General features: G+C 40.4%; 6 protein-coding genes. 4 read left to right on the forward strand and 2 right to left on the reverse strand.

Annotated features, from left to right (window positions below; genetic code table 11):
- Positions 1-686 precede the first annotated feature (686 nt).
- Together AB3G38_RS00470 and AB3G38_RS00475 are read left to right on the forward strand one after the other, a co-directional pair.
- A complete protein-coding gene (locus tag AB3G38_RS00470) occupies positions 687-12,161 on the forward strand; it encodes a gliding motility-associated C-terminal domain-containing protein (RefSeq protein ID WP_367866530.1) in 11,475 nt (3,824 codons plus the stop codon).
- Positions 12,161-13,165, forward strand: a complete 1,005-nt coding sequence (locus AB3G38_RS00475; protein ID WP_367866531.1) for a type IX secretion system membrane protein PorP/SprF — start codon at positions 12,161-12,163, stop codon at positions 13,163-13,165. The genes AB3G38_RS00470 and AB3G38_RS00475 overlap by 1 nt, the downstream gene beginning before the upstream one ends.
- On the opposite strand, the gene AB3G38_RS00480 is transcribed toward AB3G38_RS00475, so the two are convergent.
- The gene (locus AB3G38_RS00480; RefSeq protein WP_367866532.1) at positions 13,162-14,538 is read right to left on the reverse strand and encodes a serine hydrolase domain-containing protein; all 1,377 of its coding nucleotides are present in this window, start codon (positions 14,536-14,538) and stop codon (positions 13,162-13,164) included. The two genes, AB3G38_RS00475 and AB3G38_RS00480, sit on opposite strands and share 4 nt — an antisense overlap.
- 12 nt (positions 14,539-14,550) lie before the next feature.
- Positions 14,551-15,255, reverse strand: a complete 705-nt coding sequence (locus tag AB3G38_RS00485) for an arylesterase (protein WP_367866533.1) — start codon at positions 15,253-15,255, stop codon at positions 14,551-14,553.
- Between the two features lie 94 nt (positions 15,256-15,349).
- Here AB3G38_RS00485 and AB3G38_RS00490 point away from each other — a divergent pair, with 94 nt between their 5' ends.
- Both AB3G38_RS00490 and AB3G38_RS00495 read left to right on the forward strand, forming a co-directional pair.
- Positions 15,350-16,039 (forward strand): ABC transporter ATP-binding protein, encoded by a 690-nt coding sequence (locus AB3G38_RS00490; RefSeq protein ID WP_367866534.1) that lies wholly within the window; start codon positions 15,350-15,352, stop codon positions 16,037-16,039.
- Positions 16,017-18,632 (forward strand): ABC transporter permease, encoded by a 2,616-nt coding sequence (locus AB3G38_RS00495; RefSeq protein WP_367866535.1) that lies wholly within the window; start codon positions 16,017-16,019, stop codon positions 18,630-18,632. The genes AB3G38_RS00490 and AB3G38_RS00495 overlap by 23 nt, the downstream gene beginning before the upstream one ends.
- The last annotated feature ends 11 nt before the right edge of the window (positions 18,633-18,643 follow it).

Genomic DNA, 18,643 nt, shown 5'->3' on the forward strand with positions numbered 1-18,643 from the left:
AATTATTCTTTGAATTATCAGATAGAACAGGCGGGAATATTTTTTTGAGGAGTAATAGTACCAGGAGAATTTTCTTTAATATAATTATATTAAAATCCTGGAAAGGTATAATAATGATAATAGTATTCTTTTAATTCTGGCAGGCGTTGTTATTTGGTTAATTAACATATTTTTTTATTTACATAATTATTCTTAAGATTAATTTTTTGCAGATTTTAAATGCTGATTTTAGTGTGTAATATATTTCCCTTTTTGTGGTGTTGTTACTCATTTAATTAGTTGTTGTTAATTATTTAACAATTCTTTTTCTTATTTCATAGATATTTTTTATATAAACTATGTATTTGATAATGCGGTTTAAATTGGTCTATAATACGGTTTAGTCTTGTTATTTTTTATTAAGATTCCATTTAGGAGTGCTTATTTGATACTATATAATTTTAAAATATTTTTTTTGGCATAAAAATTATTAAAAGGGGAATTTTGTGGGGTGAAAATTTGGATAATAGCATTAATTGTGCCTATTTTGTGGGTGTAAATTGTGTAATTAACTAATGTGAAATATTGATTCTTAGTTATTTAGGATTTTAACTTTCAAAGCTTGTCTCATGTAACCTGCAAACTTTGAAATATATTTTGAATTAGTGATTGGCAATTTGTAATTACTATCTACGCTATCGCCTCCTATGAATAAATCTCTCCGTTTTAAACTTCTGACAAAGTTTACTTCGCTGATTCACTCGTTAACAGCGCATATGAATCGCAGGGGGATTGCGGCAAAAAAAGGATTACTGGCGATAACGAGTGTAGGTTTGTTTTTTCTATTTACACTAAATCCTTTTTCTTCACGGGCTCAGTTTCCTTATGATGAAAGTTTTAGAAATTCAACTACAAATAAGCCAGATGTAAAATTTGGGGGGGATCCCACTGCATTTTTAACTGCCCTTAAGCCAATTAGCGGGTCGGTTACAGATGCACAAGGCGAGGGATATTTACGGCTGACAAATAATACAAAGAAGCAAAAAGGATATGTCTATTCGAATAATATATTTTTAGGTACTTATGGTCTGAATATAGAATTTGAATATTTCACTTATGGGGGTGGTAATGATGGTGCTGATGGTCTTAGTTTTTTCTTGTTTGATGCATCGGTAGCTGATGCTGATTTTAATATTGGCGGATTTGGCGGGTCGCTGGGATATGCTCAACTTAATAAAGATGGTAAAGATTTTAAGGGAGTTAGCAAGGGATATTTAGGTATTGGTTTAGATGAATTTGGAAATTTTTCAAATCACGGGGAAGGCAGGCAAGGCGATAAAGATCAGATTCCTAATAGTATAGTTCTTCGTGGTGCGGGAGATGGATTCGCTTATGTACCTACAAATTACCCTTTGCTCACGACAGTTAAAACTTCAGCACTTGCAACAGATGCATTTAATATTGCCGGAGGTTCCAGGACAGCGAAGGATGGAGATCCGGAATACCGTAAAGTGTTTATCAATTTGGTACCCAGACAAGGAGGAGGCCTATTAATTAGTGTGAGTATTAAGCATGGGGGGGTGATTACTCCTGTCATTGTAAAGTTTCCTTATACCACACCTATTCCTGCAAAAGGCCTGAAATATGGAATTGCTTCTTCAACAGGTGATAATGTGAATTACCATGAAATCAGAGGTTTAACGTTGACGGTTGATAAAAGTGTATTAAGTCAGCCTGTAGCACCAAGTCCTTCAATGATTATTTGCCAGGGTGCTTCTGGTAGTTTAGATATATTGGCCGGTGCAACAAAACCAAATGCAGGAGGAGACCCCAATCCGGATAATGTGGACCTTAATCCTCTAACTACAGAGATTGACCGGCAATTCGTAACAGACGCAGGTACTTTTGTGTTTGATAATGTGAATACTAAACTGCTTACGTTTACTCCTAAGCAAGGTTTTAGTGGTAGTTCTGCACCCATACAGTTTACTTTTATGGATGTTTACGGAGCTAAATCAACAGTTGGGACAGCTACATTTAATATCAATTCTCCAATAATTGTCACACAGCCAGTAAGTACAGCTATTTGTGAAAACTCAAATTTTACGACTACAGTAGCAGCTTCCGGACCAAGTCTTTCTTATCAATGGCAGGTTAATACTGGTAGTAGCTGGGATCCTGTTGCAGATCCTGATGGATCATTAGGATCAAAGACAAATACGCTAAATATCACCAGGGTACCATTTACTTATAATGGCTATAAATATAGAGTTCAGGTTAGTTCTCCCGGCGGATGTAATATTATTTCTGATATTATAAGCCTAACGGTTAATCAACTGCCTACAGCAGCAATTTCACCTTTGAAACAAGATGTGTGTCAGGATAGCCCTGATATTCCAGTTACATTCAGTGGCAAGTATGGGGCAGCACCTTATACTTTTTATTATACGATTAGTGACGGAACAGTTAAAAGCGCTATTAAGACTCTTACTACATCAGGTTCTAGTAACAGTATTACGATAAATCATCCTGCTAATGTACCTGGGGTCTTCACCTATGAGATTGTAAAGGTTTCCAATTCGACTTGTAGCAATGATCTGATTACAAGGAGTAAACTTACTATCATACCTAATGCTTCAGTTGGATTGGCTCCATTATCTGGTACAGCTGTTCAAAATGTATGTGTTGGAGTACCTATGCAATCAATAGTTTATCAGGTTAAAGATGCTGATGAAGCGACTGTGAGTTTTAATAAAATTAATCCGGGTATAACGTTTATTTATGATGCTGTAAAACAAACAATAACGATAAGCGGAACTTCATCTTTAGTAGGGAAATTCCCTTTTACTGTGAATACAATTGGTGGTTGTTCTACAGCCAGTACTACAGGAGAAATCAATGTTTTGCCAAATACCGCGATCGCGTTGACTTCAGCAGTGAAGACTGATCAGCAGGAAGTTTGTGTTAATCATGGAATTACTCAAATAGAGTATCAGGTCACTAACGGGAAGAATGCAACAGTGGTTGGTTTACCAGCTGAAATGGTTTCCGTTTACAATGCTGTAACTGGCAAGTTTACGATCAGCGGTACACCAGTTAATGCAGGTCTGATCACTTATACGATCACGGCGACAGGAGATTGTAATCCTGCAAGTATCACAGGTACGATCAATGTGAAACCAGATGTGACTATTGCATTGACTTCTGCGGTGAAAACGGATCAGCAGGAACTTTGCGTGAATAAACCAATTACTCAAATCGAATACCAGGTGAGCGATGGCAAAGCTGCTACAGTTACTGGTTTACCTGCTGAGCTAACTTCGGTTTATAATGCTGTAACAGGTAAATTTACCATCAGTGGTACACCAGTTAATGCAGGTCTGATCACTTATACGATCACGGCGACAGGAGATTGTAATCCTGCAAGTATCACAGGTACGATCAATGTGAAACCAGATGTGACTATTGCATTAGTTTCTGCATTGAAAACGGATCAGCAGGAACTATGCGTCAATAAGCCAATTACTCAAATTGAATACCAGGTAACCAATGGCAAGGCCGCTACGATTACTGGTTTGCCTGTAGAGCTGACAGGGGTTTATAATAATACAACCGGCAAATTCACCATCAGCGGTACACCAGTTAATGCAGGTCTGATCACTTATACGATCACTGCAACCGGCGACTGTAAACTGGCAAGTATCACCGGAACGATCAATGTGAAACCGGATGTGACTATTGCATTGACTTCGGCTGTGAAAACGGATCAGCAGGAAATGTGCTTGAACAAAGCGATTACCCAAATTGAATACCAGGTGACCAATGGCAAAGCAGCTACGATTACTGGTTTGCCGGCAGAGTTAACTTCAGCTTATGATGCCTTGACTGGCAAATTTACCATCAGTGGTACCCCAACAACAGCCGGTCTGATAACTTATACGATTACTGCAACAGGCGATTGTAAACTGGCAGGCATCACCGGAACGATCAATGTGAAACCGGATGTGACCATTGCATTGACTTCGGCTGTAAAAACAGACCAGCAGGAACTGTGTGTCAATAAGCCAATTACCCAAATTGAATATCAGGTAACCAATGGCAAGGCAGCTACGATTACTGGTTTGCCAGCAGAGTTAACTTCAGCTTATGATGCATTGACCGGTAAGTTTACCATCAGTGGTACGCCCGCTACAGCAGGTCTGATAACTTATACGATCACTGCAACCGGCGACTGTAAACTGGCAAGTATCACCGGAACGATCAATGTGAAACCGGATGTGACTATTGCATTGACTTCGGCTGTAAAAACAGACCAACAGGAACTGTGCGTGAACAAACCAATTACCCAAATCGAATACCAGGTAACCAATGGCAAAGGAGCTACGATAACCGGTTTGCCGGCAGAGCTTACAGGAGTTTATAATAATACAACCGGCAAATTCACCATCAGTGGTACACCAGTTAATGAAGGTCTGATAACTTATACGATCATGGCAACCGGCGACTGTAAACTGGCAAGTATTACCGGAACGATCAACGTCAAACCAGATGTGACCGTTGCATTGACTTCGGCTGTAAACACTGATCAACAGGAACTGTGCGTGAACAAAGCGATTACTCAAATCGAATACCAGGTGGTCAATGGCAAAGCTGCTACGATTACTGGTTTGCCGGCAGAGTTAACTTCAGCTTACGATGCAGTAACAGGTAAATTCACGATCAGTGGTACGCCAGTTAATGCAGGTCTGATAACTTATACGATCACTGCAACCGGCGACTGTAAACTGGCAGGCATCACCGGAACGATCAATGTGAAACCGGATGTGACCATTGCATTGACTTCCGCTGTGAAAACAGATCAGCAGGAATTGTGCGTGAACAAAGCGATTACCCAAATCGAATACCACGTGACCAATGGCAAAGCAGCTACGATTACTGGTTTACCATCAACGCTGACAGGAGTTTATAATAATACAACCGGCAAATTCACCATCACAGGCACACCTTCCACAGCAGGTCTGATAACTTATACGATCACTGCAACAGGAGATTGTAAACTGGCAAGCATCACCGGAACGATCAATGTGAAACCGGATGTGACCATTGCATTGACTTCGGCTGTAAACACTGACCAGCAGGAACTGTGCGTGAACAAAGCGATTACTCAAATCGAATATCAGGTTACTAACGGTAAGAATGCTACAATTATAGGCTTACCAGCAGAGTTAACTTCAGCTTACGATGCATTGACCGGTAAGTTTACCATCAGTGGTACGCCTGCTACAGCAGGTCTGATAACTTATACGATTACTGCAACAGGTGATTGTAAACTGGCAAATATCATCGGAACGATCAATGTGAAACCAGATGTGACTATTGCATTGACTTCCGCTGTGAAAACAGATCGGCAGGAATTGTGCGTGAACATAGCGATTACCCAAATTGAATATCAGGTAACCAATGGCAAAGCAGCTATGATTACTGGTTTGCCGGCAGAGTTAATTTCGACTTATGATGCCTTGGCTGGTAAATTTATCATCAGTGGTACGCCCGCTACAGCAGGTCAGATAACTTATACGATCACTGCAACAGGCGATTGTAAACTGGCAAATATCACCGGAACGATCAATGTGAAACCAGATGTTTCTCTTGTATTGCTTTCAGGAACAAAAGATCAGACAGTGTGTATCAATGCTGCAACCATACCTATTGTTTATACCGTAGCGAATGAAACAGGGGCCGCAGTAGATAACCTGCCAGCAGGAATAATCTGGAAACGTGAGAATGGCAAGATCACAATCAGTGGAACACCAACGGTTTCTGGTACATTACATTATAAGATTACAGCCACTGGGGATTGTCAGTCAGCTACAGCAGAAGGGGATTTAACGGTTAAACCAGATGTTTCTCTTTTGTTGCTTTCAGGAGCAAAAGATCAGACAGTGTGTATCAATGCTGCAATCACACCTATTGTTTATACCGTAGCGAATGAAACAGGGACCGCAGTAGATAACCTGCCAGCAGGAATAATCTGGAAACGTGAGAATGGTAAGATCACAATCAGTGGAACACCAACGGTTTCGGGTACATTACATTATAAGATCACAGCCACTGGCGATTGTCAGTCAGCTACAGCAGAAGGGGATTTAACGGTTAAACCAGATGTTTCTCTTGTGTTGCTTTCAGGAGCAAAAGATCAGACAGTTTGTATCAATGCTGCAATCACACCTATTGTTTATACCGTAGCGAATGAAACAGGGGCCGCAGTAGATAACCTGCCAGCAGGAATAATCTGGAAACGTGAGAATGGCAAGATCACAATCAGTGGAACACCAACGGTTTCTGGTACATTACATTATAAGATTACAGCCACTGGGGATTGTCAGTCAGCTACAGCAGAGGGTGATTTAACGGTTAAACCAGATGTTTCTCTTTTGTTGCTTTCAGGAGCAAAAGATCAGACAGTTTGTATCAATGCTGCAATCACACCTATCGTTTATACCGTAGCAAATGAAACAGGGGCTACAGTGGATAACCTGCCAGCAGGAATAATCTGGAAACGTGAGAATGGCAAGATCACAATCAGTGGAACACCAACGGTTTCTGGTACATTGCATTATAAGATTACAGCCACTGGCGATTGTCAGTCAGCTACAGCAGAGGGTGATTTAACAGTTAAACCAGATGTTTCTCTTTTGTTGCTTTCAGGAGCAAAAGATCAGACAGTTTGTATCAATGCTGCAATCACACCTATCGTTTATACCGTAGCAAATGAAACAGGGGCTACAGTAGATAACCTGCCAGCAGGAATAATCTGGAAACGTGAGAATGGCAAGATCACAATCAGTGGAACACCAACGGTTTCGGGCACATTGCATTATAAGATTACAGCCACTGGCGATTGTCAGTCAGCTACAGCAGAGGGTGATTTAACAGTTAAACCAGACGTTTCGTTAACATTATTATCTGGCGCTAAAAACCAATCTATCTGTATCAATACAGCGATTGAACCTATCATTTATACCGTAGCGAATGAAACAGGGGCTACAGTTGATAACCTGCCAGCAGGAATAATCTGGAAACGTGAGAATGGCAAGATCACAATCAGTGGAACATCAACGGTTTCGGGTACATTACATTATAAGATCACAGCCACTGGCGATTGTCAGTCGGCTACAGCAGAGGGGGATATAACGGTTAAACCAGACGTTTCATTAACATTATTATCTGGCGCTAAAGATCAGACAGTGTGTATCAATGCTGCAATCACACCTATCGTTTATACCGTAGCAAATGAAACAGGGGCCGCAGTAGATAACCTGCCAGCAGGAATAATCTGGAAACGCGAGAATGGTAAGATCACAATCAGTGGAACACCAACGGTTTCGGGTACATTGCATTATAAGATTACAGCCACTGGCGATTGTCAGTCAGCTACAGCAGAGGGTGATTTAACAGTTAAACCAGATGTTTCTCTTGTATTGCTTTCAGGAACAAAAGATCAGACAGTTTGTATCAATGCTGCAATCACACCTATCATTTATACCGTAGCAAATGAAACAGGGGCTGCAGTTGATAACCTGCCAGCAGGAATAATCTGGAAACGTGAGAATGGCAAGATCACAATCAGTGGAACACCAACGGTTTCTGGTACATTGCATTATAAGATTACAGCCACTGGCGATTGTCAGTCAGCTACAGCAGAGGGTGATTTAACAGTTAAACCAGATGTTTCTCTTTTGTTGCTTTCAGGAGCAAAAGATCAGACAGTTTGTATCAATGCTGCAATCACACCTATCGTTTATACCGTAGCAAATGAAACAGGGGCTACAGTAGATAACCTGCCAGCAGGAATAATCTGGAAACGTGAGAATGGCAAGATCACAATCAGTGGAACACCAACGGTTTCTGGTACATTGCATTATAAGATTACAGCCACTGGCGATTGTCAGTCAGCTACAGCAGAGGGTGATTTAACAGTTAAACCAGATGTTTCATTAACATTATTATCTGGTGCTAAAGATCAGACAGTGTGTATCAATGCTGCAATCATACCTATTGTTTATACCGTAGCAAATGAAACTGCTGTTACCGTTGATAACCTGCCTGCGGGAGTAAGCTGGATTCAGGCAGGTAATAAGATCACAATCAGTGGAACACCAACGGTTTCTGGTACATTGCATTATAAGATTACAGCCACTGGCGATTGTCAGTCAGCTACAGCAGAGGGTGATTTAACGGTTAAACCAGATGTTTCTCTTGTGTTGCTTTCAGGAGCAAAAGATCAGACAGTTTGTATCAATGCTGCAATCACACCTATTGTTTATACCGTAGCGAATGAAACAGGGGCCGCAGTAGATAATCTGCCAGCAGGAATAATCTGGAAACGTGAGAATGGCAAGATCACAATCAGTGGAACACCAACGGTTTCTGGTACATTGCATTATAAGATTACAGCCACTGGCGATTGTCAGTCAGCTACAGCAGAGGGTGATTTAAAAGTTAAACCAGACGTTTCATTAACATTATTATCTGGCGCTAAAAACCAATCTATCTGTATCAATACAGCGATTGAACCTATCATTTATACCGTAGCGAATGAAACAGGGGCTACAGTTGATAACCTACCAGCAGGAATAATCTGGAAACGCGAGAATGGCAAGATCACAATCAGTGGAACACCAACGGTTTCGGGTACATTACATTATAAGATCACAGCCACTGGCGATTGTAAGTCAGCTACAGCAGAGGGTGATTTAACGGTTAAACCAGACGTTTCATTAACATTATTATCTGGTGCTAAAGATCAGACAGTGTGTATCAATGCTGCAATCATACCTATTGTTTATACAGTAGCAAATGAAACTGCTGTTACAGTTGATAACCTGCCTGCGGGAGTAAGCTGGATTCAGGCAGGTAATAAAATCACAATCAGTGGAACACCAACGGTTTCAGGTACATTACATTATAAGATCACAGCCACTGGCGATTGTCAGTCAGCTACAGCAGAGGGTGATTTAACAGTTAAACCAGACGTTTCATTAACATTATTATCTGGCGCTAAAAACCAACCTATCTGTATCAATACAGCGATTGAACCTATCATTTATACCGTAGCAAATGAAACAGGGGCTACAGTTGATAACCTGCCAGCAGGAATAATCTGGAAACGTGAGAATGGCAAGATCACAATCAGTGGAACACCAACGGTTTCGGGTACATTACATTATAAGATTACAGCCACTGGCGATTGTCAGTCAGCTACAGCAGAAGGGGATTTAACGGTTAAACCAGATGTTTCATTAACATTATTATCTGGCGCTAAAAACCAATCTATCTGTATCAATACAGCGATTGAACCTATCATTTATACCGTAACGAATGAAACAGCGGCCACAGTAGATAACCTGCCAGCAGGAATAATCTGGAAACATGAGAATGGCAAGATCACAATCAGCGGAACACCAACAGTTTCGGGTACATTACACTATAAAATCACGGCTACAGGCGATTGTCAGTCAGCTATAGCAGAAGGAGATTTAACAGTCAAACCAGATGTGACCATAACTTTAACTTCAGCAGTAAATACTGATAAGCAGGAACTGTGCGTAAACAAAACAATTACCCAAATCGAATACCAAACAACTAACGCAAAGAATACTACAGCTTCGGGCTTACCAGCAGAACTGACAGGAGTTTATAATAATACAACCGGCAAATTCACTATCACAGGCACACCTTCAACAGCTGGGTTAATCACTTATACCATCACAGCAACAGGTGACTGTAAAACAGCAAATATAACCGGGACAATCTTCGTTAAACCAACCGTTGAACTCGTATTAACAACTGGCAGCAATAACCAGTCATCTTGTATCAACACACCGATATCAAATACAATCTACACCGTAAGTAATGGAACCGCAGTTGCAACTAACCTTCCACCAGGTTTAAATCAAAACTATGCAAACGGGCTATTGACCATTAGTGGAATTCCTACGCAATCAGGTACATTTATCTATACAATAACCGCTACAGGAGACTGTGGTACTAAAGAACTTCACGCGCAAATTGATGTATATCCAAATGCAATTATGGAGCTTCTCTCTCCGGCAGGAAGCGATCAGCCTGTCCTATGTATCAATACATCACTTCATCCAATAACTTACAAAATAACAAATGCGACAGGCGCAACAATATCGGCCTTGCCAGCGGGTTTGACATCAAACTACGATCCTGCTACAAAACAATTTACTATTACCGGCGCCCCTTCAATATCCGGAACTTTCCCTTACACCATAACTACTACCGGAGGATGCGCATCAGTCATACTGACCGGTACAATTAAAGTAAACCCAAATACAACTTTACAATTAACCACTGCATCCTCAACAGCGAATCAAACACTATGTATAAATAGTAATAACCTGCAAACCATTACCTATCGAACTACAAATGCAACAGATGCTAAAGTAACTGGCCTGCCAGCAGGATTAATTTGGTCATACGACAATAATCAGCTTATAATAAATGGAATTCCAACCCAATCAGGAATATTCAACTATACCGTTAGTACCACTGGTTTATGTCAAACCCAGCAACTGAGCGGAACAATAATCGTTAGCCCGAACCCAATTGGCTTTAATGATGTGATCAATAATCTGACTTGCACAAATAACAGCATTCAGTACAACCTGCAAGACAATATAAACAATACAGCAAATGGTGGAAATTCAGTTCCTGCTACATTTACATGGACAGTTGCTCCAAACAATAACGTAAAAGGTCTGAACAGTGGTTCTGGAAACAACATCAACGCCACTCTCATTAACTCAAGTCATACCCCTCAGCAAGTTATCTATACCGTAACCCCAACTTCAGTTACAGGAGGTTGTCCGGGAAAAACTTTTACCGTTACCATCAATGTACCCGTATGCAGCAGCCTGAGCCTTACAAAAACTGCGAATGTAAATTTGGTTTCAACAGCAGGAGATCAGATACAATATACTATCACAGTGAAAAATACAGGTACAGCGAACCATACCAGCGTTCAGGTAACAGATCCATTTTTAGGTGGTGTATTAAGAGGGCCGGCTTATGGAGATAATGGAAATGGTATTCTTGAAGCTAATGAATCATGGGTATATACAGGAACTTACCGCGTTACTCAAAAAGACATTGACGAAAACGGTAAACCAAATGCTAGATCAGGTAAAATCATAAACAAAGCAAGTTTAACCACGGGTGAAATGTCAACTCCTTTAACAGCAATTGCTACAGTTGATATTGTAACCAACGGATCAATTGTACTGCTGAAAACAGGCGTGATCAGCAGTGACTTCTCTACTATCGTTTATACTTTCAAAATAACGAATAACGGAAGAGTGAAACTCTACAACCTGAATCTGATGGATACCAAAATTGGCGGACAACTCAACCTGGGAACCACTGAAATTGCCGCGGGAGCATCCATTACAGTTACCGCAACCTATAAAGTATCAGATGAAGAAAAAAGAGATGGAAGAGTTGTCAATACTGCGACCATTAAAGGTTATACACCATCTGGCGATCCTGTTTCCGACATTTCAGGTACACAGGCGAATAATGATGAGCCAACGGTTCACATTATTGAAGATGCACCACAGGCGATAGATGATAAAGCAGAAGTTCAGATTAACCAGACCGTTGTGATCAATATTGCAGGAAATGATATAGCCTCACTAAATGGCCTGAATAAAGCAAGCATAGAAAGTACACAACCGTCAAACGGAAAAGTAGAGGTACATATGGATGGAACAGTAACTTACACTCCAAATAAAGGCTACTCAGGGCAAGATGAGTTTACTTATTATATCTACGATTCTAAAGCTGGAGGGGCAAAAATAAGTAACAGAGCTACTGTAACTATCACTGTCATTCCAATTGGTTTATTCATTCCAAATACGATCACTCCAAACGGGGATGGTAAAAATGATACTTTCAAAATCATTGGAAGAGAAAGCTTTGACGGCATTGAACTCCTGGTGTTTAACCGCTGGGGTAACGAAGTATACAAGAATAACAATTACCTGGACGAATGGGATGGCTCCGGATTAACAGAAGGAACTTATTACTATGTTATCACCTTGAAAAAAGCCGGAAGCAAGGTGAATAAAAATGGTTGGATACTTATAAAAAGATAATGAAGAAACTGTATAAAATATTACTGCTGATTTGCGCTATCGGTTTATTTACCGGTCATGCTTCTGCGCAGCAAAATATTCAGTTCTCTCAATATATATTTAACACACTGAGCGTAAATCCTGCATACGCAGGATATAAAGAAGAATGGTTTGCTCAAATGGCGCTGCGTAACCAATGGGTAGGAATTCAAGGTGCACCTAAAACAGGACAAATTTCTATTGATGGGATTCTGGATCCGCAGACTACCAAACACGGAGTTGGATTACAGATCACTTCCGATAAATTAGGGCCTCAGACTTCTAACGCTATTACGCTAAACTATGCCTTTCGTATACAACTCGATGGAGCAGACACACGTCGTTTAAGCTTTGGTTTAGGAGTAGGAGCAGCACAATACGGATTAGACGGGAGTGTGCTGACTACTGTTGATGGAGGAGATGGCTCAATTCCAACCGGAGGTTCCAGTAAGATTGCACCAGACTTCCGTGCGGGTATTTACTATACTACTCCTTATTGGTATGCTGGTATCTCAGCCCTTAACCTGTTATCAAATAGTAAATCTGTTGATGATTACCGCAGAAGTACTAATATTGCTGATAACATTATCCGTACCAGGCATATGTACTTTGTTGCAGGCGCACTGATCAATGCCGCTACAGATTTGCGGTTCAGACCAAGCATAATGATCAGAGAAGATTTCAAAGGTCCCACCAATGCAGACTTTAATATCATGGCCATATTTAATGATAAAATATGGCTTGGCGGAGGATACCGGACAAGTATCAAAGCTTTTAAAAAAGAATATCAGAATACTGATGTATCCAGTCAGGCCGCACTGATCGGAATTGCCCAGTTTTATGTAAATGAGCGCTTCAGGATAGGTTATTCTTACGACTATGCGATTTCTAAACTTAACGGATATCAGTCCGGAACACACGAAATTACTGTAGGAATAGCCTTCGGAAAAGCACCTAAATCATCTATCTGTCCAAGAGTATTCTAAATATTTATAAGGTTCTGGATACTATATAATAATATTTCAAGCGCCATATCATCCACATCTTTGCTGGAATTACTCAATACAACCAAACCAATTTGCTTTTCTTTTACAAAGGCACAATAACTTCTGAATCCTCCGGTTCCTCCATTATGCCAGATAATTGTATCTTCATTGAAAAATTGGGTAACCCAGGCAAGTCCCCGCCCATAGCCATTCTGAATATTAGTTTGATGATGGGTTAATGAAAAATCTCTGGTGGAATCATTGATATTTGCGCGCAGATAGCTTAACAAGTCATCCAGATCAGACTTTAATCCGCCAGCAGCTTTAAAATCCCCTAAATCCCAATAACCTGCATCTTCACCATTTTCGTGATCATATCCGGCAACAAGAGAATCCTGACGACCCGCAGGAACTTCATAAGTTGTATTTTTCATTTCCAATGGGACTGTAATCACTTCCTGGAGCAGTTTTTTTAGCGGAAGCTGATAAAGATCTTCCAGTATCATTCCCAGCACAGCAAAACCAAGATTTGAATATTCGGCTCTTGTACCCGGAGGCTCATCCAGAACGAAACTTTTCAGATATTCACTAATCATTTCCTTCGAATAATTCAGATAGGGATTACGCTCCACATAACCCTCATGCGCTTCGAAATTCTCAGGAAGTCCGGGTAAACCCGAAGTATGGTTGCAAAGGGCTATAACGCTTATTGGTGTGCCCTCAAATTGCAGATTTGGATAATCCCCTGATAAGTATTTTCTGATATCATCATTTAGTCCGATTTTGCCCTGATTGATCGCGTGCGCAAGTATAACAGCTGTAAAAGTCTTGGAAATTGAGCCAATTTCATAAAGAGAATGACTATCTGGCAAAACGCTGTTTCCTTGTTGTGTCTCTCCATAAAAGAAAGTTTCAGTATATGTTCCATGAATCAAGCCAATACTGAGGCTCCGGTTATTAGGATCCTGAAGATAATTAATGGCCTGCTGGTCAATAAAACGGTGTAAGGGATTAGCTAATGGATTAGCAGACAGAATTGTGAGCGGATCTCTGCTATTTAAAATCTCTTCTTCCTGATCAACCGGCTCCCAATTCACCAGGGCAAGCAACTGATCTGCTGTTAAAGATATCTTTAAAGAAAGTTCCCCATATTTGAAATTTACCAGGTACTCCGATACTTCTTCTTCAGACTTTATAAATTCCCAGGAAGTAATTTCTCCAAGGCTTCGCTTTATGTCATAATGATAGAAATCCATGACTGTCTTTTCAGGAACATGCTGCTTAAATTCAGCAGCATGCAAATGATAGATTTCAGCAAATTGATCATGGTTATAAAATCCGGCCAGCTGGCTGATCATTTGTTCAGGATTCATAAGGCAAAGAAATTACAATTCGGGCTTTATCTTTTCCCATACATTTTCTGCAACTATTTTGTGGCCTTCTGGTGTTGGATGAATTCCGTCTTTCTGATTTAAACGCGGGATGCCACCTACATTTTTTAATAAAAAAGGCACGAACTCCATGTTGTTTTTTTGAGCAAGCGCCGGGAAGAGCGCAGCAAATGCTTTAGTGTATTTCTCACCCATACTTGGTGGCATCTGCATTCCGGTAAGCAGTAACTTCGCTTTTGGATATTTCTTTTTTACCTGATCCACTACAGCTTGTAAATTCGCTGCTGTTTCTATTACAGGAACTCCTCTTAAGCCGTCATTAGCCCCTAGTTCCAACACAAAAATATCTATTGGTTGTTTCAGCAACCAGTTGATGCGACTTTTTCCTGCCGCAGAAGTCTCTCCACTTAAACCACCGTTAATTACCTGATATGGTAAATGTAAAGAGTCAATTTTCTGCTGAATCAGTGCAGGAAAAGCCTGTTCCGGGTTTACACCTAAACCAGCTGTTAAACTAGTTCCAAAAAACAGGATATGTTTAACTGAATCCTGTTTTGGTTTATGCTCTGCCTGTACAGCATCTTTGACCTGAGTTGCTGTAGTCTGATCAGTCTTTTTATCCATATGACCACAACCAGATAGTACAATAGCGGATATTATCAAAACGATGTAATTATAACGTAACTTAATACTTTTCATCTTATAAAAGGATTGGTTTTTGATAGATTAAAGGTAACAAAATACCATCTGTTGCGTCAAATATCAATAAATATCATCATTTAACCTTATTTCTTTGGAAACCATCTTAAATATAAAAGAAGTCAGTAAACAATATAAAAGTGCGGATTCCTCACTCACTATACTTGATCATATCAATTTCTCTATCCAGAAAGGCTCTACTGTATCAATTACAGGACCTTCGGGCAGTGGAAAAACTACGCTTTTGGGCTTATGTGCAGGATTAGACCGCGCTACTTCTGGTAGTGTAGAACTTAACCATGTTGTATTAGATCAGCTTTCTGAAGATGAAAGGGCCGCAGTCCGTAACCGTTATGTAGGTTTCATTTTTCAAAACTTTCAGTTACTGCCCACATTAACTGCCCTGGAAAATATTATGGTTCCGCTTGAGTTGAGAGGAGAGAAAAATATTCGTCCGCGGGCAATGGAGTTGTTAGATAAGGTGGGGTTAACAGACCGTGCTGATCATTATCCTGTGCAGCTTTCTGGTGGTGAACAACAACGCGTGTCCTTAGCAAGGGCCTTTTCTAATACTCCCGCAATCTTATTTGCCGATGAACCTACAGGAAATCTGGATGGAGAAACCAGTGAAAAAGTAATCCGGCTTCTTTTCGATTTAAATAAAGAAGCAGGAACAACTCTTGTAATCGTTACCCATGATCTGGAGCTGGCATCGCGGACTGACAGGATTATTAAGTTGAAAAGTGGAGTAATTATAGCTGATGAACAAAAAACTTATGCCTGATCAACAACCTGTTTTCCGAAAAACTGTTCCTGTTTCCTGGTTGTTTAAAATGGCATGGCGGGATAGTCGTAAAAACCGGTCCAGGCTTTTCCTTTTTACTTCCTCTATTATTTTAGGGATTGCAGCTTTGGTGGCTGTCTATTCTTTCAGTGATAACTTACAGCGTGATATTGATGAACAAGCTAAAACATTGACCGGTGCAGACCTGATTATTGATAGCCGCAAAGAGATCAGTAAACCTGTATTGGCTATGCTGGATACTTTAGGTGATCAGCGCGCAAAAGAACAAAGCTTTCCTTCGATGCTTTATTTTATTAAAGGGCAGGGGAGCCGTTTAGTGCAGATTAAGGCGCTCGAGGGTCAGTATCCTTTTTATGGAACCATAGAAACAACCCCAGAATTAGCCGCTAAACAATTTGACCAGGGAAGAAATGCGCTCATAGACAAAACCGTGATGCTGCAATTTAATTCCAAACCAGGCGATTCTGTTCAGATTGGTAAACTTAACTTTGCGATTGCAGGTTATTTAGATCAGGCACCGGGACAATCAGGAATTATGGCTTCCATTTCACCGGTGGTTTATATTCCTTTTAAATATCTGAAACAGACCGGACTGGCCCAGTTTGGCAGCCGCATTCACTATTCCTTCTATTATAAATTCAAGCAGTCAGCAGCGATTCCTCTTTTATTGAAAAAGATCAAGCCTGTTTTAGATAAAGAGGGAATGGACTACGAAACCATTGCGTCTAAAAAACAAAGTACAGGCCGTGCTTTTCAGGATCTGACTCAATTTCTTTCTTTAGCAGGGTTTATCGCCTTATTATTAGGCTGTATCGGAGTTGGAAGTGCAATTCACGTTTATATCAGTGAAAAACTCGCTGCAATTGCAACCTTACGCTGTCTGGGAGTAAGCGCATGGGAAGCCTTCTTTATTTACCTCATTCAATTGACATTTATTGGGTTTGCGGGTGCAGTTGCAGGTGCGATAATCGGGTCCGGACTTCAGTTTTTATTACCCTATGTGCTGAAAGATTTTCTGCCGGTAGACTTTACGATGCAAATTTCCTGGATGGCCATATTACAGGGGATCATAACTGGGGTGGTAATTGCCATACTTTTTGCTTTACCCTCTCTTTTATCGGTTCGCCGGATATCCCCGCTCAATGCAATAAGACTATCTTTTGAGCAGGTTAAATTAAAAACAGATCCCCTTAAAATTATAGTTTATCTGATCATTTTCTTATTCGTACTGGGTTTTACCTATCTTCAGATGGATAGCTGGTTACAGGCTCTTATCTTTTCAGGAGCGCTGGTAATTACTATTTTTATATTCTACGGACTATCAGTTCTACTATTAGCGCTGGTTAAAAAAACAATTCCCAAAGGTATTGCCTATACCTGGAGACAAGGATTTTCCAATCTCTACCGGCCAGGCAACCTGACCCTTATGCTCATTGTAGCCATTGGTTTATCGACCACACTGATTGCTACCTTGTATTTCGTTCAGGGGATACTGATCAATAAAGTGACCATCTCTTCTGGAAAAGATCAACCCAATATGGCTCTTTTTGATATTCAGGATGATCAGGTTGAGGCTTTAAATGCGCTCACTAAGCAATATCATTTACCTTTAATGAATCAGGTTGCAGTAGTAACGATGCGTCTGGAAGAAATTAACGGTAAAACGGCTACGCAACTGGCTGAGGCTGATAGTTTAAAAAAGAAGGAGCCTGAAAACCAGGAGAATCAAAAGCGGGAAAGCTCCTCATCTGCCTTTAAAAATGAGATCAGGGCTACTTTTCAAACACAATTAACCAGTGCAGAAAAAATCACAGCCGGAAAGTGGATTGGGAAAGTTAACTATCCGGAGGATATAGTTTATATCTCGCTTGATGATCGTTATGCAGAAAGGATTGGGGTGAAAGTAGGAGATAAAATGCTTTTTAATGTTCAGGGCATGCAGATTCCAACTGTGATCGGAAGTTTAAGGAAAGTAGAATGGGGGAAAGTACAAACTAATTTTCGTGTCTTATTCCCTGCTGGTGTTTTAGAAGATGCCCCTAAATTCCACGTGCTGATGACTAAAATTCCTGATGCGGAAACTTCTGCAAAATTTCAGGCAGCAGTAGTCCGGATTTTTCCAAATATTTCAGTTATCGATCTTGGACTGGTTTTACAGGTTCTGGATACTTTACTTGGTAAAATCAGTTTTGTTATTCGCTTCATGGCTTCATTCAGCATTATTACAGGCTGGATTGTGTTAATTTCTGCCGTGCGAAGCAGTAAAAACCAAAGGCTTCGGGAAATTGTACTCCTAAGAACTATTGGTGCAAAAGGAACACAGATTCTTGCGATTACAGCTATTGAATACCTGTTTCTTGGTCTGCTTGCTGCTGCTGCAGGAATGGTCATTGCCCTGGCAGGGAGCTGGGCACTGGCAACCTATATTTTCGATGCAGTTTTCACGCCTGAACTTTTACCTGTAGTATTATTATTTAGTGCAGTGACCTTGATTGTAGTGTTCACAGGAATGAGCAGCAGCAGGGGAATATTGAAGCATCCACCTTTAGAAGTCTTAAGAAAAGATAGTTAAGAGAAAATGTT

Source organism: Pedobacter sp. WC2423 (assembly GCF_040822065.1).
GTDB lineage: Bacteria > Bacteroidota > Bacteroidia > Sphingobacteriales > Sphingobacteriaceae > Pedobacter.

Bases quoted from the DNA above. Each gene is read 5' to 3' on its own strand.
- AB3G38_RS00475 (WP_367866531.1), top strand. From the start codon at position 12,161: ATGAAGAAACTGTATAAAATATTACTGCTGATTTGCGCTATCGGTTTA.
- AB3G38_RS00470 (WP_367866530.1), top strand. From the start codon at position 687: ATGAATAAATCTCTCCGTTTTAAACTTCTGACAAAGTTTACTTCGCTG.
- AB3G38_RS00495 (WP_367866535.1), top strand. From the start codon at position 16,017: ATGAACAAAAAACTTATGCCTGATCAACAACCTGTTTTCCGAAAAACT.
- AB3G38_RS00485 (WP_367866533.1), bottom strand. From the start codon at position 15,255: ATGAAAAGTATTAAGTTACGTTATAATTACATCGTTTTGATAATATCC.
- AB3G38_RS00480 (WP_367866532.1), bottom strand. From the start codon at position 14,538: ATGAATCCTGAACAAATGATCAGCCAGCTGGCCGGATTTTATAACCAT.